The sequence below is a fragment of the Streptomyces sp. NBC_01264 genome, assembly GCF_026340675.1.
GTDB lineage: Bacteria > Actinomycetota > Actinomycetes > Streptomycetales > Streptomycetaceae > Streptomyces.
In genome coordinates this window covers 6,315,717-6,337,024 of the sequence record NZ_JAPEOX010000001.1, presented here as the reverse complement: position 1 = coordinate 6,337,024, position 21,308 = coordinate 6,315,717, and the positions used below count along the sequence as shown (strand labels likewise).

Below are 21,308 nucleotides of genomic sequence, written 5' to 3'. Positions count from 1 at the left end.
ATCCGTCCACAGGCCGCCCGCGTTCGTACGACAGGACGACAGGACGACAGTCGCAGCGGAGCGAGGTGCGGGCGCCGGGCGCGGGCCCCGGGGTACGGGCACCCCGGGAAGGGAATGGGCGCGCGGTCCCGTACGTTCAAGCACTCGGGCCAAACGGACCAACGAGCATCCACGAATGGAGAGCGCAGCATGCAGGACGCGGGAACGGTCACGATGTACAGCACGACCTGGTGCGGCTACTGCAACCGGCTGAAGAAGCAGCTGGACCGGGAAGGCATCGCCTACACCGAGATCAACATCGAGCACGACCCCGCGTCCGCGGCGTTCGTGGAGAAGGCGAACGGCGGCAACCAGACGGTTCCCACCGTCCTCGTCACCTCCTCCGCGGGCAGTGAGTCGGTCATGACGAACCCGAGCCTGGCCCAGGTCAAGCAGGCCCTCGCGGTCTGATGTCCCGCCGTCCGATGTGCTGAGCACCACGCACGGAAAGCCCCCGCCCCGGCGGGGGCTTCTGCGTTCCGGGGAACCTGAGGAACCGGCCAACTGGCCTGTTAGCGTGAGCCCTTGATCGAATCGGTCAAGGGGGAGGAACCGACACGTGAGTACCACCGTGTTCCGCATCGGCGGGGATCTGGAAGTGCGCAGGCTCGGCTTCGGGGCCATGCGCCTGCCCACGGACCCGGGCCCGGGCCGTGCGGGTTCGCTCGCGGTGGCCCGGCGGGCCGTCGAGCTGGGCGTCACGCTGATCGACACCGCCTACATGTACGGCTGGGGCGCCAACGAGGAGCTGCTCGCCGAAGCCCTGCACCCCTACCCGGACGGGGTCCAGGTCACCACCAAGGTCGGCATCGTCCGGGCCGTCCCGTCGGGCGAGTGGACGCAGGACGCGCGGCCGGCCGCGCTGCGCGAGCAGGTCGAGCAGGCGCTGCGGCGGCTGCGCGTCGAGCGGATCGGGCTGCTCCAGCTGCACCGCCTCGACCCGGGGACGCCCCTCGCCGACCAGATCGGCGCGCTGCGGGACCTGCGGGCCGAGGGAAAGATCGGCCACATCGGGCTGTCGGAGGTCACCGTCGGCGAACTCGCCGCGGCCCGGGAGATCACCGACATCGCGAGCGTGCAGAACCGCTACAACCTGCTCGACCGGGCGCACGAGCCCGTGCTCGCCGCGTGCGAGGCGGCGGGCATCGCCTTCCTGCCCTGGGCCACCGTCGCCTGGGGGCGGTCCGGGGCGACGGCCGAGATCGCCGCCGTCGCGGCCGAGGCCGGAGCCACCCCCACGCAGGTCGCGCTCGCCTGGCTGCTCGACCGCTCGCCGGTCGTCCTCCCGATCCCGGGCACGTCCCGGATCGCCCACCTGGAGGAGAACCTCGCCGCGGAGGGCCTCCGGCTGACCGAAGCCCAGCGGACCCGCCTCGACCGGCTCTCCGGCCAAGGGGAGCGGGCCGACCAGGGGAACCCGGGGGACCAGGGGGACCGGGCATGAGCCAGTACAACGTGCCCGTGGGGGAAGCCGCGATACGCGTGCCCCGCTACCTCTTCCGCAACCCGGCCGGACCGGCGCTCGTCGCCCAGTCGCTGATCGCCACCTCGGCCCTGACCGACGTCTACGTGATCGCGACCGGCGGCAAGGACTCGCCCTGGCTCTCCGAGGAGATGGCCCCGTTCGCATCACCCTCGACATCCGCCGGGTGAGCGCGGAGCAGCCGGCCGGCCCGCTGCCGTACCTGAACATGACCTGACGCGCCGGGGCGGAGGACGAGGGGCGGAGACGGAGACGGGCGAAGGCCCCCGCCTGAGCGAGGGCCTTCGCCGGTGCCTTTCGGTGTACGGGTGGTTCCCGTCAGGCGGTCGTGACCGGCTTCGGGAGGGGCTTTCCGTACCAGAGCTCGACCAGGCGGGCCGCGATGGAGATGCCCGCCGGGGGGAGGACCTCGCCGGCCTCGATCGCCGTGCGCAGGTCGTCGCGGGAGAACCAGCGGGCCTCCTGGATCTCGTCCCCGTCGACCTCGATGTCGAAGGTGACGGCGCGCGCCGTGAAGCCCAGCATCAGGCTGTACGGGAACGGCCAGGGCTGGCTGGCGACGTAGTCGACCTCGCCGACCTTGACGCCCGCTTCCTCCCAGACCTCGCGGATGACCGACTGCTCGATCGACTCGCCCGGTTCCACGAACCCCGCGAGGGTGGAGAAGCGGCCCTCGGGCCAGTGCACCTGGCGGCCCAGCAGCGCGCGGTCCTGGTCGTCCGTGACCAGCATGATCACCGCCGGGTCGGTCCGCGGGTAGTGCTCGGCCCCGCAGCCCGGGCAGCGGCGGATGTGCCCGGCCGCGGCGACCACCGTGCGCTCGCCGCAGCGGGAGCAGAAGCGGTGCATGCGCTGCCAGTTCTCCAGCGCCACCGCGTGCACCATCAGCCCGGCGTCCCGCGGGGAGAGCAGCATTCCGGCCTCGCGCAGCCCGGCCGGGCGGGCCGACTGGTCCATGCGGCCGGGCAGCGAGTCCTTCTGCAGCGCGAAGTACCGTACGCCGTCCTCGTCGGTTCCCAGGAAGTACCGGTGGGTCTCGGTGACCGGGGCCTCGAAGGCCGGGGTCATCACGATCGAGGTGCCGCCGTCGGGGGTGTCGTCGATCAGGACCTGACCGCCCGAGACGACGAAGACGCGGGTGCTGGGGTGGCTCCAGGCCGCGGCGAGCCACGCCTCGTCGAGGCGGTGGTGCGCGGCGCGGTCGATGCCGCTGGGCGCTGCCAGCGAGATCGGACGCTCGGACTCGGTATGGGTGCTCACAGGTACTTCCAACTCCCCCGGTGGTGGGACACAGGCAGGCTCAGCAGGACGGACGGGTGTGCGGTGGCGTGTGCGGGTGCGCCGGCGCGGGCGCGTGGGGCGGCGTCAAGCGGAGGCCGGCTTCCAGTGGGCGGCCAGGTCGCCCCAGAGGTAGGCGGCCGTCTCGACGCCCTTGGTGAGCAGGTCGAGCTCGACCTTCTCGTTCGGCGAGTGCCAGCCGTCGGAGGGCACCGAGATGCCGAGGAAGAGGACGGGGGCGTGCAACACGTCCTGGAGGTCGGCCGCCGGGCCCGATCCGCCTTCGCGGGTGAAGCGGACCTTCTGGCCGAAGGCCCGGCCCATGGCGCGTACGACGGACTGGAGCGCCGGGTGGTCCAGCGGGGTCAGGCACGGCCGGGTCGGGGCGCCGAAGGTGATGGAATGCCGGATTCCGTCCGGGACGCGCTCCGCGACCCAGGCCGTGACGGCCGTCTGGATCGCGTACGGGTCCTGCCCGGAGACGAGGCGGAACGACAGCTTCAGGTGCGCCGAGGCAGGCACGATGGTCTTGCCGCCGGGGCCCTGGTAGCCGCCGCCGATGCCGTTGACCTCGGCGGTCGGGCGGGCCCAGACGCGCTCCAGGGTGGAGTAGCCGGCCTCGCCCGAGGCCGCGTACGACTTGGCCGTACGGAGCCACTCGGCCTCGTCGAAGGGGAGCTCGGCGATCAGCTCGCGCTCCGCGTCCGTGAGCTCGGCGATGTTGTCGTAGAAGCCGGGGACCGTGACCCGCTCGTCCTCGTCGTGCAGGGCCGCGACGAGGCGGGCCGCGACGGTGGCCGGATTCGGTACGGCGCCGCCGAAGGCACCCGAGTGGATGTCCTGGTCGGGGCCGAACAGGTCGATCTCGCAGTCGGCGACGCCGCGCATGCCGGTGCAGACGGTGGGCGTGGTCTCGGACCACATGCCGGTGTCGGAGACGATCACGACGTCGGCGGCGAGGCGGGCGGCCTCGCGCTCCACGAGGGCGCGGAAGTGCGGGGAACCCGACTCCTCCTCGCCCTCGACGATCAGCTTGAGGTTCACGGCGGGGGCGGACGCGCCGGTCGCGGCGAGGTGGGCCCGGACACCGAGGGTGTGGAAGAAGACCTGGCCCTTGTCGTCGGCGGCGCCGCGCCCGTACATCCGGCCGTCCTTGATCACCGGCTCGAACGGGTCGGTGTGCCAGCCGTCGGCGAGGGCGGCGGGCTGCACGTCGTGGTGCCCGTAGACGAGGACGGTGGGGGCGGCGGGGTCCTCGCTCGGCCATTCGGCGAAGACGGCGGGGGCGCCGGCCGTCTGCCAGACCTCGGTGACCGGGAAACCGGTCTCCCCCAGCTTCGCGGCCAGCCAGTCGGCGCTGCGCCGTACGTCGTCCGCGTGCTCGGGCTGGGCCGAGACCGAGGGGATGCGGAGCCAGTCGGCGAGGTCGTCGAGGAAGGCGGCGCGGTGTGTGTCGATGTACGTGCGGACGACGCTGTCCGCCGGGGTGTCGCTCATGACCACGAGCCTAGCCGTCCGTTCGACGGTCCCTTTCCGTGTCCGTTTTGCCTTGGAGGATCTGCTCAAGACGAGCGCGGTCGGGGAGGTTGCGGGGGCGGATGACGCGGCCGCTGCGGACGTGCAGGAACACTGCCGTGACCTGGGCGAGGGGGGTGTTCGTGGCTTCCGCCCAGGCCAGGCGGTAGACGGCGAGCTGGAGGGGGTCGGCCTCGGTGGTGCGGCCGGTCTTCCAGTCGACGATCTCGTAGCCGTCCTCCTCCCCGTCGCCGTCCCCGTCGCCGTCCCCGGTGCGGTAGACGGCGTCGATCCGGCCGCGGATCACCCGGCCCGCGAGGGTGAGCTGGACCGGGACCTCCATGCGGTACGGGGTCCGGTCGGCGTACGGGCTCCGCTCGAAGGCCGCCTTGAGGGAGTCGAGGTCCGCCTCGTCGGCGATGTCCTGGTCGGAGGCGTCCCCGGAGCCGTCCCCCGACGGGGCCGCGGCTCCGGGGAGGTCGGTGAGCGGGTCGAGGACGTCGAGGTGGGGCAGCGGGAGCTCGTCGAAGCGGGACTCGACCCACGCGTGGAACCGGGTGCCCTGGCGGGCGGCCGGCTGCGGGGGCTTGGGCATGGGGCGCGCGAGGTCGCGTACGAAGCCCTGCTCGTCGGAGGCGAGGCGGAGCAGCTGGCTGGCGGAGAGCGCGGCCGGGAGCTCCACGTCCCGGACGGCCTCGCGGGCACGGCGGAGCTCGCCCTCCAGGGCGTCGAGGTCACGGTCCCAGGAGGCGATGGCCCTGGCGTCCTCGGGGGTGAGGGGACCGGGGCCGGGCCCGGCCTCTGGCCTGGGGGTGTCGGTGCCGGGCGCGGCGGGGCGCGGGCGGGACGTGGACCAGGTCGGGTCGTCGTCCTCCGGCCACAGGTCGTCGGTGCTGCCGGGCGCGGGCGGGCGCGGGCGGGACGTGGACCAGTCGGTGTCATCCGGCCAGAGGGGGTCGGGGGTCGGGGGGGCTTCTTCTTCCCCCACCCCTCCCCTTCCCGAAACCGGGGCTGCGCCCCGGACCCCCTGCGGGGTGGGGTCCGCGACGGCGGGCACGGCCCTGCCCGTGTGGCCGCCGGGCGCACCCCTGCCCGGCCCGGCCTGCGGCCGGGTGCCGCCCCCGGCGGTCGGCCCGTCGGCCGGGTCGGGCCATGGGGCATCCGCCCCTGCGGGTTCGTCGGACGGGTCCGGCCACGGGGCCGGGGGCTCCTCGTCGTAGGCGGGGTCCTCGCAGTGCGGGGGCCAGAGGTAGGCGTCCTCCGGGGTGGTCCTCGGCGTACCGGGGTGGTCGGCGTACCCCGGTCGGACCGGGGTGCCCTGGGGCGTCTCGCGGGGTGGGTGGAGGTAGGACTCGACCAGGGTGGCGGCCGCTCGGCGGAGGGTGAGGGAGGCGGGGTCCAGGGGGAGGGGCCAGGAGTGGTCGGGGGTGGCGGCCGTGGCGAGGGACGGGTTCTCCGTGTCCGGGGGCGGGGTGTCGGCCCAGGCCTCGATCTCGCCGTCGCCCGCGGCGCAGTGTTCGTACAGGGCGGTCAGGAACGCGGACGGGCCGCGCGGCTTCTTCTGCGTCGGGCCCCACCAGTGGCCCGAGGCCAGGAGGAGCGAGCGCGGGCGGGTGAAGGTGACGTAGCCGAGGCGGAGTTCCTCGACGGCCTTGTGCGACTTCAGGGCCGACTTGAAGGCGCGCAGGCCCGCCGAGGTCCATTCCGGGGTGGGCGGGAGGGTCGGCGCGTCCCCGCGCAGGGCGTACGGGAGGACCTTCGCGTACGAGGTCCAGGCCTCCGGGGCCTTCTCCTTCGGGAAGGAGCCGGCGGAGAGGTCGGGGACGACCACCACGTCCCACTCCAGGCCCTTGGACTTGTGGGCCGTGAGGACCTTGACCGTGTTCTCGCCGCCGGGCAGGGCGTGGTCCAGGCCCTTCTCGTACTGGGCCGCCGTGCGGAGGAAGGCGAGGAAGGCCAGGAGGGAGGCCTCGCCGTCCAGGGAGGCGAAGCCGGCCGCCACGTCCATGAAGCTCGACAGGGTCTCCCGGCGGCGGGCCGCCAGCGCGTGCGGGGAGGAGGCCAGCTCCACGTCGAGGCCGGTCGTCGCCAGGACCCGGTGCAGTACGTCCATCAGCGGGTCCGAGAGGGAACGCCGCAGGTCGCGCAGTTCCTGGGCGAGGTGCGCGAAGCGGACCCGGGCCGCGGCGGAGAAGGGCAGCTGATCGGGGGCGGACTGGCCCGCACCGTCCAGGAAGGTCTCCAGGGCGTCGGCCAGCGACACGATCTCCGCCGGGTCCACGCCCTCCACGGCTGCCGCGAGGCGGTCGTCGTCGGACGAGGAGAAGGACGGGGAACGGGAGATCAGGGTGCGGGCGCGGCGGCCCAGCAGGGCCAGGTCGCGGGCGCCGATGCGCCAGCGCGGTCCGATGAGCAGCCGGACGAGCGCGGCGTTGGCGCCCGGGTCCTGGAGCACCTCGCAGACGGCGACGAGGTCCGCGACCTCCGGGAGGTGGAGGAGGCCGGACAGGCCGACGACTTCGACCGGGACGTCGCGCTCCACGAGGACGGCCTGGATCCGTGCGAAGTCGCCGCCCGAGCGGCACAGTACGGCGATCTCGCGCGGCTCGGTTCCGGTGCGGACCAGGTGCGCGACGGAGTCGCCGATCCAGTCGAGCTCCTGGGCGTGGGTCTCCAGCAGGGCGCACCGGACGGAGCCGTCGCGCTCCGCGCCCGGAGCGGGGCGCAGGGCCCCGACGCCCTCGTGCAGGGAGCGCAGCGGGGCGGCGAGCTCGTTGGCCAGGTCCAGGAGGCGGCCGCCGCTGCGCCGGTTCTCGCTGAGGGAGTAGCGGGTGGCGGGGCTGCCGTCGGCGTGGGGGAAGTGCTCGGGGAAGTCGTCGAGGTTGGCCACGGAGGCGCCGCGCCAGCCGTAGATGGCCTGGCAGGGGTCGCCGACGGCGGTCACGGCGTGCCCGGTGCCCGCGCCGAACAGCCCGGACAGCAGGAGCCGCTGCGCGACCGAGGTGTCCTGGTACTCGTCGAGCAGGACGACGCGGAACTCCTCGCGCAGCAGGGCTCCGACCTCGGGGCGGGTGGTGGCGAGCCGCGCGGAGAGGGCTATCTGGTCGCCGAAGTCGAGGAGGTCGCGGGAGTGTTTGGCGGCGCGGTAGCGGGAGACCAGTTCGAGGAGTTCCAGGCGGCCGCGGACCGCCTCGGGGACCTTGCGCAGGTCCTCGTTGCTGAGCTTGACGTCCGCGAGGGCGGAGAGGAGCTCCGTGTCGTACGCGCGCAGCCGCTCCGGCGGTACGAGGTGCTCGGAGAGTTCCCCGTCGAGCGCGAGCAGGTCGCTGACCAGGTCGGGAACGGATTTGGTGAGGGAGGGGTAGGGGCCGGGGGCCTCGCGGAGCACCCGGGCGGCGAGCTGGAAGCGGGTGGCGTCGGCGAGCAGCCGGGCGCTGGGCTCCAGGCCGATGCGCAGTCCGTGGTCCTTGAGGAGCTGTCCGGCGAAGGCGTGGTACGTGGAGATGCGCGGCTCGCCGCCGGCGGAGCCGGCCTCGGCCGGGGAGGGGTCGGGGTCGCTGATCCCGGCGCGCGCGAGGGCGGTCCGTACCCGCTCGGCGAGCTCGCCGGCGGCCTTGTTGGTGAAGGTCAGGCCGAGGACCTGCTCGGGCGCGACCGTGCCGGTGCCGACCAGCCAGACCACGCGGGCGGCCATGACGGTGGTCTTGCCGGAGCCGGCGCCGGCCACGATGACCTGCGGGGCGGGCGGGGCGGTGACGCAGGCCATCTGTTCGGGCGTGAAGGGGATCCCCAGGAGCTCCTTGAGCTGCTCGGGATCGGTGAGGACGGACGGACGCGCGGACACGTGAAAAGGCTAGCCGCCCCCGCTGACAGTCCCGCCCGCCAGAGACGGCCCGCCGGGTCGGGAGGGCTGGCAGGCCGGCTCGCCCGGACCGGCCGCGCGTGTGCTCCGCTTCGCGGGGCGAAGTCCCCTACCCGCCCTTCCACCGTTCCCCGGGCTCCGCCCGGACCCTCCTGGGGCTCCGCCCCAGACCCCGCTCCTCAAACGCCGGAGGGGCTGGGATTCCCTCCCTACTCCACCGTCTGGCGGCCCTCCGGGCGGGCGCTGCACGAGGCGCGGAAGGAGCAGTGGTCGCAGTGCTTGCCGAGGACGGGCGCGAAGCGTTCGTCGAGGACCCGGCCGGCGGCGGTGGCAAGGAGGTCGCCGACCCATTCGCCGGGGGCTCCGCCCTCCAGGGCCTGCTGCGCCTGGATCTTGGGCACGGTGTCGCCGCCGTCGCGCTGGGCGGCGCCCTGGCGCAGCTGCACGAGTTCGGCGCCGCCGGGCGTCGGTCGCAGGCCGTCGAAGACCTCGTCGACGGCTCCCTCTCGTACGGCGAGCTGGTACACGGCGAGCTGCGGGTGGCGCTCGACCTCCTTGGCGGTCGGCGCGGACTTGCCGGTCTTGAAGTCGACGACGTACGCGCGGCCCTGCGCGTCCGCCTCGACGCGGTCCATGGAGCCGCGTACCCGGACGGCGTACTCCCCCGCTTCGAGGGTGACGTCGAAGTCGTGCTCGGTGGCCACGGCCGCCCGGCCCCCGCGGTCGGTGGTGTGCCAGCGCAGGAAGCGCTCCAGGGCGGCGCGGGCGTTGTCCTTCTCCTGGCGGGACTTCCAGGGGGCGTCGAAGGCGAGCGAGTCCCAGACGGAGTCGAGGCGCTCCATCAGGACGGCGAGGTCGGCGGGGGTGCGGCCGGAGGCGACCTCGTCGGCGAGGACGTGGACGACGTTGCCGAAGCCCTGGGCGGCGGTGGAGGGGGCGTCGGCCTTGACCTCGCGGCCCAGGAACCACTGGAGGGAGCAGGTGGTGGCGAGCTGCTCCAGGGCGGAGCCGGACAGGGCCACGGGGTGGTCCCGGTCGCGGAGCGGGACGCTGCTGCGGGTGGGCTCGTACAGCCCCCACCAGCGCTGCGGGTGCGCGGCGGGGACGAGCGGGCGGTCCTCGTCGTCGGTGAGGACGGCGAGCCGGGCCAGGCGCCGGGCGGCGGCGTCGCGCAGGGCGGGCGAGGCGTCGGGGTCGACGGTGGTGGCGCGGAGTTCCGCGACGAGCGCGGGGACGGCGAGGGGGCGGCGGGGGCGGCCGGTGACGTCCTTGACGGGGACGCCGAGCTCGGTGAGGAGGCGGGAGGGCTGGTCGCCGTCCTCGGCGGGGGCCTTGACGGCGGTGACGACGAGGCGGTCGCGGGCGCGGGTGGCGGCGACGTAGAAGAGGCGGCGCTCCTCGGCGAGGAGCGCGCCGGGGGTGAGGGGTTCGGCGAGGCCGTCGCGGCCGATGCGGTCGGCTTCGAGGAGGGAGCCGCGGCGGCGCAGGTCGGGCCAGAGCCCTTCCTGGACGCCCGCGACGACGACGAGTCCCCACTCCAGGCCCTTGGAGCGGTGCGCGGTCATGAGGCGGACGGCTTCGCGGCGGACGGCGCGGGGGGTGAGGGTGTCTCCGGCGATGTCCTCGGCTTCGAGCTGTTCGAGGAAGTTGAGCGCGCCGCGGCCGCCGGTACGTTCCTCCGCACGGGCGGCGGTGTCGAAGAGCGCGCAGACGGCGTCGAGGTCGCGGTCGGCGTTGCGGCCGGCGGGGCCGCCGCGGCGGGCGCTGCGTTCGAGGCGCTGCGGCCAGGGCGTGCCGTCCCAGAGGGTCCACAGGACCTCCTCGGCGGTGCCGCCGCCTTCGAGCAGCTCGCGGGCCTTGCGCAGCAGCAGCCCGAGGCGCTGCGCTCCGCGGGCGTAGGCGGGGTCGTGGGCGACGAGCCGCTCGGGCTCCGCGAGGGCGCGGGCGAGGAGCACGTCGGAGGGCGCGGGCGTCTTGATCCCGGCGGCCCGCTCCTCGTCGCGCAGCGCGCGGCCGAGGCGGCGCAGGTCGGCGGCGTCCATCCCGCCGAGCGGCGAGGACAGCAGCACGAGCGCGGCCTCGACCCCGATCCACCCTTCGCCTGCGGCGTGCCCGGTGGTGGGCCCGTCGGGCCGCTCGTCCCCGGCCACGGCCGGGGCACCCTCGGAGCCGGCCACGAGGCCGGACGGGCCGGAGCCGGGCATGGCCTCCCGGTCCGACGGCCCGGTGCCGGCTTCGGCGGCGGGGGTGGTGCCCCGCCCGGCCGCCCCGGAATCGCGAGCACGCTCGCCCGCCCCGGCAGCGGCGGAGCCGGGCACGGCGTCCCGGACGACGGACAGGCCGGTGCCGCCTTCGGCGGCGGGAGGGGTCTCCCGCCCGGCCGCCCCGGAATCGCGAGCGAGCTCGCTCATACCGGCACCGTCGGGCAGTTCGTCCCCGGACTCGGCCGGGGCGGACTCGGGGTCGGCTGTGGGGCCGGGTACGGCCTCGTGGTCCGGTGGGCCGAGGGCGGATTCCGCGAGGGTGCGCAGGGCCGTCAGGAGGGGGGATATGGCCGGCTCGTGGCGGAGGGGGGAGTCCGTGCCGTCGGTTTCGGCCGGGACTCCCGCCGCGATCAGGGCGCGGCGCATCTGCGGCAGGGTGCGGCCGCCCGCGCGGACCAGGACGGCCATGTCCTGCCACGGCACGCCCTCCTCCAGGTGGGCCCGGCGCAGGATGTCGGCGATGTTGTCCAGTTCCGCGCCGGCGGTGGGGTAGGTGAACACCTCGACGCGGCCGCCCTCGCGGGTCGAGGCGAGCGCGCGGTGGGCCCGTACGGCCGCCGAGGGCAGGCGCGGCATCGGCATGCGGGTGGTGAGGTGGCGGGTGGCGGTCAGGAGGACCGACGAGGAGCGGCGGGAGGTCGTCAGGGCGTGGACCCCGGCTCCGGGGAAGGAGGTCTCGAAGTCCAGGATGTTGTTGATGTCCGCGCCGCGGAAGGCGTAGATCGACTGGTCGGGGTCGCCGAAGGCGGTCAGCCGGCCGGCGGGGCCCGCCAGGGCGCGCAGCAGGCGCAGCTGCGAGGCGTCCGTGTCCTGGTACTCGTCCACGTAGATCACGTCGTACGTGGACGAGAGCGTCGGGGTGCGTTCCGCGAGGAGGACCGCGCGGTGGAGGAGTTCCGCGTAGTCCAGGGTGCCCTGGAGGTCCAGGACGTCCAGGTACTCGGAGAGGAAGGCCGCCGCCGCCTTCCAGTCCGGCCGGCCGAGGCGCGTCGCGAAGTCTGAGAGGGCGGAAGGGCCGAGGCCCAGCTCGCGGGCGCGGGCCAGGACCGCGCGGACCTCGTCGGCGAAGCCGCGCGTGGTCAGCGCGGCCCGCAGGTCGTCCGGCCAGCGGATCGAGCGGAGCCGGCGCTGGCCTTCGAGGAGGGTGCGGACCATGACGTCCTGCTCCGGGCCGGAGAGGAGGCGCAGCGGGTCCGCGAAGAGTTCCGCGTCCTGGTGGGCGCGGACCAGTCCGTAGCAGAAGGAGTGGAAGGTGGTGGCCTGCGGGGCGCGCGCGCCGCCGAGCCGCAGGGCGGTGCGGTCGCGCAGTTCCACGGCGGCCTTGCGGCTGAAGGTGAGGATCAGGATGCGCGCGGGGTCGGTCCCGGACTCCACGCGGGCCGCGACCGCCTCGACCAGCGTGGTCGTCTTTCCGGTGCCCGGTCCGGCCAGGACCAGCAGCGGTCCGCCGGTGTGCTCAACCACCGCCCGCTGCGCTGCGTCCAGCACAGGGGGATCCACCCGTTCCGCACCGGTACGCACCAGGCGGTACGCGTCCGGGGTCCGTGTACGCCGCCGCTCGGAGCGGTGGCCGTCGGAGGAAGAGGTGTTCACGTGGGGTGCCGGTCCTGGTGGGTCTGCCGTTGCGGCGGTCGCTGCCGCAGCGGTTGCTGCTGCTCCTGCTGCTCCCGCGGTGACGTCTCGGGCCGGAGCCCGGTGCGGAGTCGAAGGGGCAACGCTACGGCACTACGCGCGGCGGGCGCAGTTTCCCAGGGGCTCCCGTCCGTACGGCCGGCCTCCCCGCCGTGCTCACTGCCATCCAGTCCCACGCGTCCCCCGTACGGGGCTTCGCACGTCTCTTCGACCGCCCCTGCGGGCCGCGCATGGCCGAAGCTGTCACATGTGACCTTCGTCCCCCCTGGCGTCCCCGTCCCAGCGCGCCCGACGCATGTCGAGCCGCGGTTCGCCGTCGCCGGTGAGCCTCAGCGGGGTGGCCTCGGCCCGGTAGTTCTCCAGCGCCCTGCGCTCGCTGCCGGGCAGCGGACGGCCGTCCGCCCGCACCACGCGCCACCAGGGCACCGCTCCCCCGTACAACGCCATGACGCGGCCCACTTGACGGGGTCCGCCCTCGCCGAGCCACTCCGCGATGTCGCCGTAGGTCATCACCCGGCCGGGCGGAATCCGCTCGGCCGCCTCCAGCACCCGCTCCGCGTACGCCGGCAGCTCTTCGCTCATTCGGCCCATGGTGCCGCACCGGACCGACAGGGGAGCGGCAAGCACGCGGAAGCCGGTGTTCCGCACCGGCTCGCACCCTGCTGCCCCCCACGGCCGTCGGTCCGTGCCACCATCTTCCGGGCGGTGACGCGTGATACGTGATCAAGAAGAGACGGAAGTGACGGGAAGGGAGCAGGGTGTGAGTCCTCCGGACGGCGCGGCGACGAACGACGGCGCGCGCCCAGACGAAGGCCCGCCACCGGGCCGCGAGGACATCCACGCGGACCTGCCGCCGGCCCCGTCCGCGCTGCAGAAGGCGGCCACGGAGGCCCCGGCCCCCGAGGCTCCGGCCCCGGCCATGACCCCGGCCGCGACTCCGGCCCAGGCCCCGGCCCCGGCCCCCCACGACCTCGAGACCCCGCACGGCCACACCCCCACGGCCGCCGACCAGGTCGAGGTGGACGAGCCGCTGCTCGCCGCCCGTGTGCACCGCCCCTCGGACCTCGTGCGCCTCCTCGTCGGGATCCTCGGCATCGCCGTGGTCCTCGGCATCGCCGCCTTCGCCCACGGCACCACCGCGGGTCTGGAGGCCGACATCAGCAACGGCACCGGGCAGGCGCCCGACGTGCTGATCAAGGTCGCCGGGCTGGTGTCGAGCATCGCGGTGCTCCTCGTCCCGGTGGCCTTCGCCATCGAGCGGCTGATCAAACGCGACGGACTGCGCATCGCCGACGGCGTGCTCGCCGCGGTCCTCGCGCACGGGGTCACCCTCGCCACCGACCTCTGGGTCTCCCAGGGGGCCCCCGAGACCATCCAGGAAGCCCTCACCCGCCCCACCGGGGCCGGCGGGGCCCTCACCGATCCGGTGCACGGGTACCTCGCGCCCGTGATCGCGTACATGACCGCCGTCGGGATGACCCGGCGCCCGCGCTGGCGCGTCGCGCTGTGGGTGGTCCTGCTGCTGGACGCCTTCGCGATGCTGGTCGGCGGCTACACCACTCCCTTCTCGATCATCCTGACCGTGCTGATCGGCTGGAGCGTCGCGTACGGAACCCTGTACGCGGTCGGCTCGCCGAACGTCCGCCCCACCGGGCAGAACCTCCTCGCGGGCCTGCGCCGGGTCGGCTTCCAGCCGGTCAGCGCGATGCGCGCGGAGTCCCCGGAAGGCGGCGACAGCACCGAGGTCAGCGACCGCGGGCGGCGCTACCACGTCACCCTGGAGGACGGCCCGCCGCTCGACGTCACCGTCGTGGACCGGGAGCAGCAGGCCCAGGGGTTCTACTACCGGGTCTGGCGCCGCCTCACGCTGCGCGGGATCACCACGCGGCGCAGTCTGCAGTCCCTGCGCCAGGCGCTGGAGCAGGAGGCGCTGCTCGCGTACGCGGCCATCGCCGCCGGAGCCAACGCGCCCAAGCTCATCGCCACCTCCGAGCTGGGTCCCGACGCCGTGATGCTCGTCTACGAGCACCTGGGCGGCCGGAGCCTGGACTCGCTGGCCGACGAGGAGATCACCGACGAGCTGAGCCGCAACGCCTGGGAGCAGGTACGGGCCCTGCAGTCCCGGCGGATCGCCCACCGGCGGCTCACCGGGGACGCCCTCGTGGTGGATCGTTCCGGCAGCGGCACCGGCGGCGACCCGGCCGCGGCCACCATCACCCTGACCGACCTGCGCGGCGGCGAGATCGCGGCCGGTGACCTCGTGCTGCGGATGGACATCGCGCAGCTGCTCACCACCCTCGGCCTACGGGTCGGCGCCGAGCGCTCGGTCGCCTCGGCGGTGTCGGTGCTCGGCCCGGACGCGGTGGCGGACTGCCTGCCGCTGCTCCAGCCGATCGCGCTGAGCCGCTCCACCCGGGCGACGCTGCGCAAGCTGGCGCGGGAGCGGGCGGACCGCGAGAGGGAAGCCGTACTGGAGTCCTCGCGGGCGGCGAAGGTGGCGCGCGGGGCCGACTCCGCCTCGTCCTCGGCGCGCTCCGCCGTCGACAAGGTCGAGAAGAAGGCCGAGAAGAAGGCCCTGGACGACGCGCTGGACGGGGCCCGCGAGGAGGATCTGCTGAGCCAGATCCGCCAGCAGGTGCTGCTGATCCGACCGCAGGCGCCGGTGGAACCGGCCCGGCTGGAGCGGATCCGGCCGCGCACCCTGGTGTCGTTCATCGCGGGCGCGTTCGGCGCGTACTTCCTGGTCACGCAGATCGCGCACGTCGAGTTCGACAAGACCATCGGCGACGTGCAGTGGGGCTGGGTCGGGGTGGCGCTCGCCTTCTCGGCGCTCACCTATTTCGCGGCGGCAATGAGCCTGCTGGGCTTCGTGCCCGAGCGGGTGTCGTTCCTGCGGACCGTAGTGGCCCAGGTCGCCGGATCCTTCGTGAAGCTGGTGGCTCCGGCCGCGGTCGGCGGGGTCGCGCTGAACACCCGCTTCCTGCAGCGGTCCGGCATCCGGCCGGGGCTCGCGGTGGCCAGCGTGGGCGCCTCGCAGCTCTTCGGGCTGGCGAGCCACATCCTGCTGCTGCTGTCCTTCGGCTATCTGACGGGGACCGAGAAGACTCCCGAGATGACCCCGTCGAGGACGGTCATCGCGGGTCTGCTGACGGTGGCCGTACTGGTGCTGGTGGTCACGGCCGTGCCCTTCCTGCGGAAGTTCGTGGCGACCCGGGTGCGGGCGCTGTTCGCGGGCGTGGTGCCGCGCATGCTGGACGTGCTCCAGCGGCCGCAGAAGCTGCTGACCGGCATCGGCGGGATGCTGCTGCTGACGGGCTGCTTCGTGATGTGCCTGGACGCCTCGATCCGCGCCTTCGGGGGCGGCGCGGACATCAGCTACGCGAGCATCGCGGTGGTCTTCCTGGCCGGCAACGCCCTGGGTTCGGCCGCGCCGACCCCGGGCGGCATCGGAGCGGTGGAGGGCGCGCTGACGCTGGGCCTGGTCGCGGCGGGGCTGGACGGCCAGGTGGCGTTCTCGGCGGTGCTGCTGTTCCGCGTGGTGACGTTCTGGCTGCCGGTGCTGCCGGGATGGATCTCCTTCAACTTCCTGACGCGCAAGGAAGCCATCTAGCCGCCCAGCCGTCCAGCCGCGCTAATCCCCTGGAGTCCGGTCGGCGGCCCTGCCTAGGGTGGCCGGATGAGCGAAATACAGGTCGTCACCGACCGGGGCGCATGGCGGGACGGCTTCGAGGAGCGGGTGCTCGCCGGGTACCGGGCCGCGGGGTGCTCGGAGCCCCTCTCCCGGGCCCTGCTGGAGCGGGCGCTGAGGGGTGTCGACGGCTGGGCCGTGGCCACGGACAGCGCCGGATGGATCGCGGTCGGGGTGTCCGAGGACAACGGGGCGACCGTGGGCCGGATCCACGACCTGACGGCGGAGCCGGGCCCGGCCGCGACGGCCGCCCGCGAGTGGGCCGAGCGCTGGTGCGCCGAGCGGGGCGCCGGGCGGGTGGAGGTCCGGCTCGCCGGCGCCGCCGACGGCGCGCACGCGGTCTTCGCCGACTACCGCGTGCGGGGCCAGAACCGGATGCGGGCCGCCGCCGAACGTCCGGCCCTGCCGCCGGGCCTCGCCGTACGCCCGCTCACCGAGGAGGAGTACCCCGGCTGGTACGCGGGCGAGGAGGCCGCCTACATCGCGGACATCCTCCGGGCCGGGGCCCTGACCCCGGAGCAGGCCAAGGCCAAGTCCGACGCGGACTTCGCCGAATCCCTCCCGCAGGGCTACCGCACCCCCGGGCACGCCTTCTACGCGATGGAGGCCGACGGGCAGGTGATCGGCACGGGCTGGGTGAACCACGGCTACCTGCCCGGCGTCACCTTCGGCTTCTCGCTGGAGGTGTACGAGGAGCACCGCGGCAAAGGGTACGGCCGGGCCGCGATGGCCGTCGGCGAGTGGGCCACCCGGCAGGGCGGCGACGAGGCGATGATGTTCAACGTCTTCGGCGGCAACGAGGTGGCGATGAGCCTGTACGACAGCACCGGCTTCGCCGTCCTGGACGAGTTCCGCTCGCTGCCCCTCCGCTGAAACGCGCCGCGGCCCCTCGCCGCGGCCCTCAGAAGATCAGCAGCAGCGAGGTCAGCAGCGCCGCCGATCCCACGATCTCGACGGCGCCGACCACCGCCACCTTCAGTCCGCGCCCGGGCAGCACGGCGGCCCGGGTCAGGTAGGCCGCGAAGGGCAGGGCCAGCCACGGGGAGAGGCAGGCCGCCAGGGCGGTGGCCACCGCATGGTAGGCCACCGAGCCGCGGTAGTACGTACGGGAGTTCCGCTCCCTGATCATCGTCTTCACGTACGGGACCGTGCCCGCGAAGTACAGCAGGCAGGCGGCGGCGGGCGCCCACGGCAGCCCGCCCCCGCCCAGCCGCGCGGCCACCAGCAGCATCCCGCACGCCGGGACCACCGCGGCCAGTCCGTTGGCCAGGTCCCGCTCGCGGTTCCGCCGCGCGAACCAGGAGTTCACGGCGACGAAGGGCGCCGCCGCCGCGCCCGCGAGCAGCAGCCAGGGGTGGAGCACCGCGAGCGGGATCCCCGCCAGGACGGTCGCCGCCCCGAGGACGAGCGCCGGGCGGACGTGCCGCCGCGCCACCGCCGGGCGCCCGGCGGCGACCCTGCGCAGACGCAGCCACTGCTGGGCGTGGAAGACCGCGGCGTAGCCGAGGAGCCAGGCCGCCAGGAGCAGGGCGTGCTGCCATCCGGGCCGCGGCGAGAGGAAGGCGCCCGCGAGGAAGGGCACCGTGAGCATCGCCCACGCCCCGTGCTGGTCCGGGATCCAGGAGCCCTTCTTCGGCGGCACGTTCCCCAGCCTTCCGGTAATTGGTATTCAGGCTCGTAATTTTCCGGCTGTGCACCGGAGTTGATTCATTCCAGCGTGACATCCACTCGACCTATGAAAGACCGGAATTAGGTCACGCCCGTACGGGACCTTTGTCATCGGATTCGCTTCCGCACCGGGCGTAGCGTCGTCTGCGGGTCATCTTGCCCGGACCCCACGCACCGCCTTTTCTTTCCGGCCTGGAGGGTCGCCTTGCACGAGCGCCACGTACGCGACGGACACCAGGACGCCGCCGAATCGCTGATCAGGGCGGGCAGCTTCTTCAGGACCGCGGAGGTCTCGGACGACCTGCGGACCGTCCACCACACCGGCGGCCGCGCCGCGGAGGCCTTCTACCGCGACCGGTGGAGCCACGACAAGGTCGTGTACTCGACCCACGGCGTGAACTGCACCGGCTCCTGCCGGTGGAAGGTCTACGTCAAGGACGGGATCATCACCTGGGAGACCCAGTCCACGGACTACCCCTCCGTGGGCCCGGACAGCCCCGAGTACGAGCCCCGCGGCTGCCCGCGCGGCGCCTCGTTCTCCTGGTACTCCTACTCCCCCACCCGGGTGCGCTACCCGTACGTGCGCGGCACCCTGCTGGAGATGTACCGCGAGGCCAAGGCGCGCCTCGGTGACCCGGTGGAGGCCTGGGCCGACATCCAGTCCGACCCGGTCCGCCGGCGTACGTACCAGCAGGCGCGCGGCAAGGGCGGGCTGGTGCGGGCGACGTGGGAGGAGGCGACGGAGATCGTCGCCGCCGCGCACGTGCACACGATCAAGGAGCACGGTCCGGACCGGGTCGCCGGCTTCTCGCCGATCCCGGCGATGTCGATGGCCTCGCACGCGGCCGGAGCCCGGTTCCACTCGCTCATCGGCGCGCCGATGCTGTCCTTCTACGACTGGTACGCCGACCTCCCGGTCGCCTCCCCGCAGGTCTTCGGGGACCAGACGGACGTCCCGGAGTCGGGCGACTGGTGGGACGCCGCGTACCTGATGATGTGGGGCTCGAACGTCCCCGTCACCCGCACCCCGGACGCCCACTGGATGGCCGAGGCCCGCTACCGCGGCCAGAAGGTCGTCACCGTTTCCCCGGACTACGCGGACAACACCAAATTCGCCGACGAATGGATGCACCCGCACCCCGGTACGGACGGTGCGCTGGCCCTCGCGATGGGCCACGTCATCCTCAAGGAATTCTTCGTCGACAAGCAGACCCCCTTCTTCACGGATTACGTCCGCCGGTACACGGACCTTCCCTTCCTGGTTTCCCTCACCGAAACCGAACAGGGCCTGGTTCCGGGCAAATTCGTCACCGCCGCCGACCTCGGCCAGGAGACGGAGAACGCCCAGTGGAAGACCGTGCTGGTCGACGACGCGACCGGCGAGACCGTGGTGCCGAACGGGTCGCTCGGCCACCGCTGGGGCAAGAACGAGAAGCCCGAGTGGAACCTCGACCTCGGTGACACCGTTCCCCGGCTGACCTTCCACGGCACCGCCGACGAGAGCGTGGAGATCGTCCTGCCCCGCTTCGAGGACGACGAGCGGGGCGGTACGATCCGCCGCGGCGTGCCCGTACGGCGACTGGGCGGCAAGCTCGTCACCACGGTCTTCGACCTGATGCTGGCCCAGTACGGGGTCGGCCGCGAGGGCCTGCCCGGCGTGTGGCCCACCGGCTACGAGGACGCGAGCGCCCCGGGCACCCCCGGCTGGCAGGAGTCGCTGACCTCGGTCCCGGCGGCCCAGGCGGCGCGCGTGGCGCGGGAGTTCGCGCAGACGGCCGAGCAGTCCGAGGGCCGCTGCATGATCCTGATGGGGGCGGGCACCAACCACTGGTTCCACTCCGAGACCATCTACCGCTCCTTCCTGGCCCTGCTCACCCTCACCGGCTGCCAGGGCCGCAACGGCGGCGGCTGGGGCCACTACGTCGGCCAGGAGAAGTGCCGCCCGGTCACCGGCTGGGCGACGCTGGCCGCCGCCTCCGACTGGTCGCGCCCGCCGCGTCAGATGATCGGCGCGGCCTGGTTCTACCTGCACACCGACCAGTGGCGCTACGACACCCTGCCGGCGGAGGCGCTCGCCTCCCCGCTGGCCAAGGGCGCCTTCGAGGGCATGACGGGCTCGGACTGCCTGGCGGCGAGCACCCGGATGGGCTGGATGCCCTCGTACCCGACCTTCGACCGCAACCCGCTGGAGCTGGGCGAGGCCGAGGACCCGGTGGCCTCCGCCGTCGAGCAGCTCAAGAGCGGCGAGCTCGGTTTCGCCGGCGAGGACCCGGACGCCCCGCACAACTGGCCGCGCGTGCTCAACGTATGGCGGGCCAACCTGCTGGGCTCCAGCTCCAAGGGCAACGAGTACTTCCTCAAGCACCTGCTGGGCACCCACTCCAACCTGCCCGAGGACGGGCCGCGCTGCACGCCCAAGGACGTGACGTACCGGGAGGAGGACGTGGAGGGCAAGCTCGACCTGCTCATGTCCATGGACTTCCGGATGACGTCCACGACGCTGCTCTCCGACGTGGTGTTCCCGGCGGCCACCTGGTACGAGAAGCACGACCTGTCCTCCACGGACATGCACCCCTTCCTGCACGCCTTCACCCCGGCCGTGGACCCGCCGTGGCAGGCGCGCTCCGACTACGACGCCTTCAAGGGGCTGGCCGAGCGCTTCGGCGAGCTCGCGAAGACCCACCTGGGCGTGCGCAAGGACCTGGTCGCCACCGCCCTCCAGCACGACACCCCGGGCGGTGAGATGGCGCAGCCCGGCGGGGTCGCGCTGGACTGGTCGAAGGGCGAGTGCGAGCCCGTACCGGGCCGGACCATGTACAACCTGGCGGTCGTGGAGCGTGACTACGGGGCGGTCGGGAGCAAGTTCGCCGCGCTCGGCCCGCTCGTCGACAAGCTGGGCGTGACCACCAAGGCGGTCACCTTCGACGTGGCCGAGGAGATCGCCTACCTCGGTGCGAAGAACGGCACGGTGCGCGGCGGCGTCGCCGACGGCCGTCCGCGCCTGGAGACCGCGCAGCAGGCCTGCGAGGCGATCCTCTCGCTGTCCGGCACCAGCAACGGCCGGTTGGCCACGCAGGGGTTCGAGACCCTGGAGAAGAAGGTCGGCACCCCGATGGCCCACCTGGCCGCCGAGGCCGAGGGCAAGCGGATCACCTTCGCCGACACCCAGGCCCGCCCCGTCCCGGTGATCACCTCGCCGGAGTGGTCGGGCTCCGAGTCCGGCGGGCGCCGGTACACGGCCTTCACGATCAACACCGAGCACCTCAAGCCCTGGCACACCCTCACCGGCCGCCAGCACTTCTTCATCGACCACGACTGGCTGCACGAGGTCGGGGAGTCCCTCCCCGTCTACAAGCCGCCGCTGAACATGCACACCCTCTACGGGGAGCCCGAGCTCGGCACCGTGGACGAGAAGGCGAAGTCGGTGGCCGTGCGGTACCTGACCCCGCACAACAAGTGGGCGATCCACAGCCAGTACCAGGACAACCTCTACATGATGACCCTGGGCCGCGGCGGCCAGACGGTGTGGATGTCCCCGCAGGACGCCGACGCCATCGGGGTCGCGGACAACGACTGGATCGAGGCGGTCAACCGCAACGGCGTGATCACCGCCCGCGCGATCGTCTCCCACAAGATGCCGCCCGGCACGGTGTACATGAACCACGCGCAGGAGCGCACGGTCGGCGTCCCCAAGACGGAGAAGACCGGCCGCCGCGGCGGCATTCACAACTCCCTGACCCGGGTGATGCTCAAGCCCACCCACCTCATCGGCGGTTACGCCCAGCTGACCTGGGCCTTCAACTACCTCGGCCCGACCGGCAACCAGCGCGACGAGGTGACGGTCATCCGCCGCCGCGACCAGAAGGTGGAGTTCTAACA

General features: G+C 73.6%; 12 protein-coding genes. 6 read left to right on the top strand and 6 right to left on the bottom strand.

Annotation, left to right across the window (positions count from 1 at the left end):
- Positions 1–189: 189 nt before the first annotated feature.
- From OG435_RS29725 to OG435_RS29715, 3 genes are all read left to right on the top strand, one after another.
- Positions 190–450 (top strand): mycoredoxin, encoded by a 261-nt coding sequence (locus OG435_RS29725; protein WP_266881001.1) that lies wholly within the window; start codon positions 190–192, stop codon positions 448–450.
- A 148-nt stretch (positions 451–598) separates the two neighbouring features.
- Complete coding sequence (locus tag OG435_RS29720) at positions 599–1,483, top strand: aldo/keto reductase (RefSeq protein WP_266881000.1); 885 nt, start codon at positions 599–601, stop codon at positions 1,481–1,483.
- Positions 1,480–1,692, top strand: coding sequence for a hypothetical protein (locus OG435_RS29715; RefSeq protein ID WP_266880999.1), 213 nt, complete (start codon positions 1,480–1,482; stop codon positions 1,690–1,692). Before OG435_RS29720 ends, OG435_RS29715 begins: the two co-directional genes overlap by 4 nt.
- Before the next feature lie 148 nt (positions 1,693–1,840).
- Here OG435_RS29715 and nudC read toward each other — a convergent pair whose 3' ends face one another.
- The 5 genes from nudC to OG435_RS29690 form a co-directional block, all read right to left on the bottom strand.
- Positions 1,841–2,794: an NAD(+) diphosphatase gene (gene nudC, locus OG435_RS29710; protein WP_430625712.1), complete on the bottom strand. Its 954-nt coding sequence runs from the start codon at positions 2,792–2,794 to the stop codon at positions 1,841–1,843.
- Positions 2,795–2,887: 93 nt separating this feature from the next.
- Complete coding sequence (locus OG435_RS29705) at positions 2,888–4,297, bottom strand: dipeptidase (RefSeq protein WP_266880997.1); 1,410 nt, start codon at positions 4,295–4,297, stop codon at positions 2,888–2,890.
- A gap of 10 nt (positions 4,298–4,307) precedes the next feature.
- Positions 4,308–8,159, bottom strand: a complete 3,852-nt coding sequence (locus OG435_RS29700) for a UvrD-helicase domain-containing protein (RefSeq protein WP_266880996.1) — start codon at positions 8,157–8,159, stop codon at positions 4,308–4,310.
- 227 nt (positions 8,160–8,386) lie between these two features.
- The gene (locus OG435_RS29695) at positions 8,387–12,034 is read right to left on the bottom strand and encodes an ATP-dependent helicase (protein WP_266880995.1); all 3,648 of its coding nucleotides are present in this window, start codon (positions 12,032–12,034) and stop codon (positions 8,387–8,389) included.
- A 282-nt stretch (positions 12,035–12,316) separates the two neighbouring features.
- On the bottom strand, positions 12,317–12,655 hold the full coding sequence (locus tag OG435_RS29690; RefSeq protein ID WP_430625711.1) for an MGMT family protein: 339 nt from the start codon (positions 12,653–12,655) through the stop codon (positions 12,317–12,319).
- Between the two features lie 130 nt (positions 12,656–12,785).
- Between OG435_RS29690 and OG435_RS29685 the strand changes: the two genes are divergently transcribed.
- Together OG435_RS29685 and OG435_RS29680 are read left to right on the top strand one after the other, a co-directional pair.
- Positions 12,786–15,683, top strand: a complete 2,898-nt coding sequence (locus OG435_RS29685; RefSeq protein WP_266880993.1) for a lysylphosphatidylglycerol synthase transmembrane domain-containing protein — start codon at positions 12,786–12,788, stop codon at positions 15,681–15,683.
- A 66-nt stretch (positions 15,684–15,749) separates the two neighbouring features.
- Positions 15,750–16,634, top strand: a complete 885-nt coding sequence (locus OG435_RS29680) for a GNAT family N-acetyltransferase (RefSeq protein ID WP_266880992.1) — start codon at positions 15,750–15,752, stop codon at positions 16,632–16,634.
- Positions 16,635–16,662: 28 nt separating this feature from the next.
- On the opposite strand, the gene OG435_RS29675 is transcribed toward OG435_RS29680, so the two are convergent.
- Complete coding sequence (locus OG435_RS29675) at positions 16,663–17,403, bottom strand: YwiC-like family protein (protein WP_266880991.1); 741 nt, start codon at positions 17,401–17,403, stop codon at positions 16,663–16,665.
- A gap of 231 nt (positions 17,404–17,634) precedes the next feature.
- Between OG435_RS29675 and OG435_RS29670 the strand changes: the two genes are divergently transcribed.
- Positions 17,635–21,306, top strand: coding sequence for a nitrate reductase subunit alpha (locus tag OG435_RS29670; RefSeq protein ID WP_266880990.1), 3,672 nt, complete (start codon positions 17,635–17,637; stop codon positions 21,304–21,306).
- The last annotated feature ends 2 nt before the right edge of the window (positions 21,307–21,308 follow it).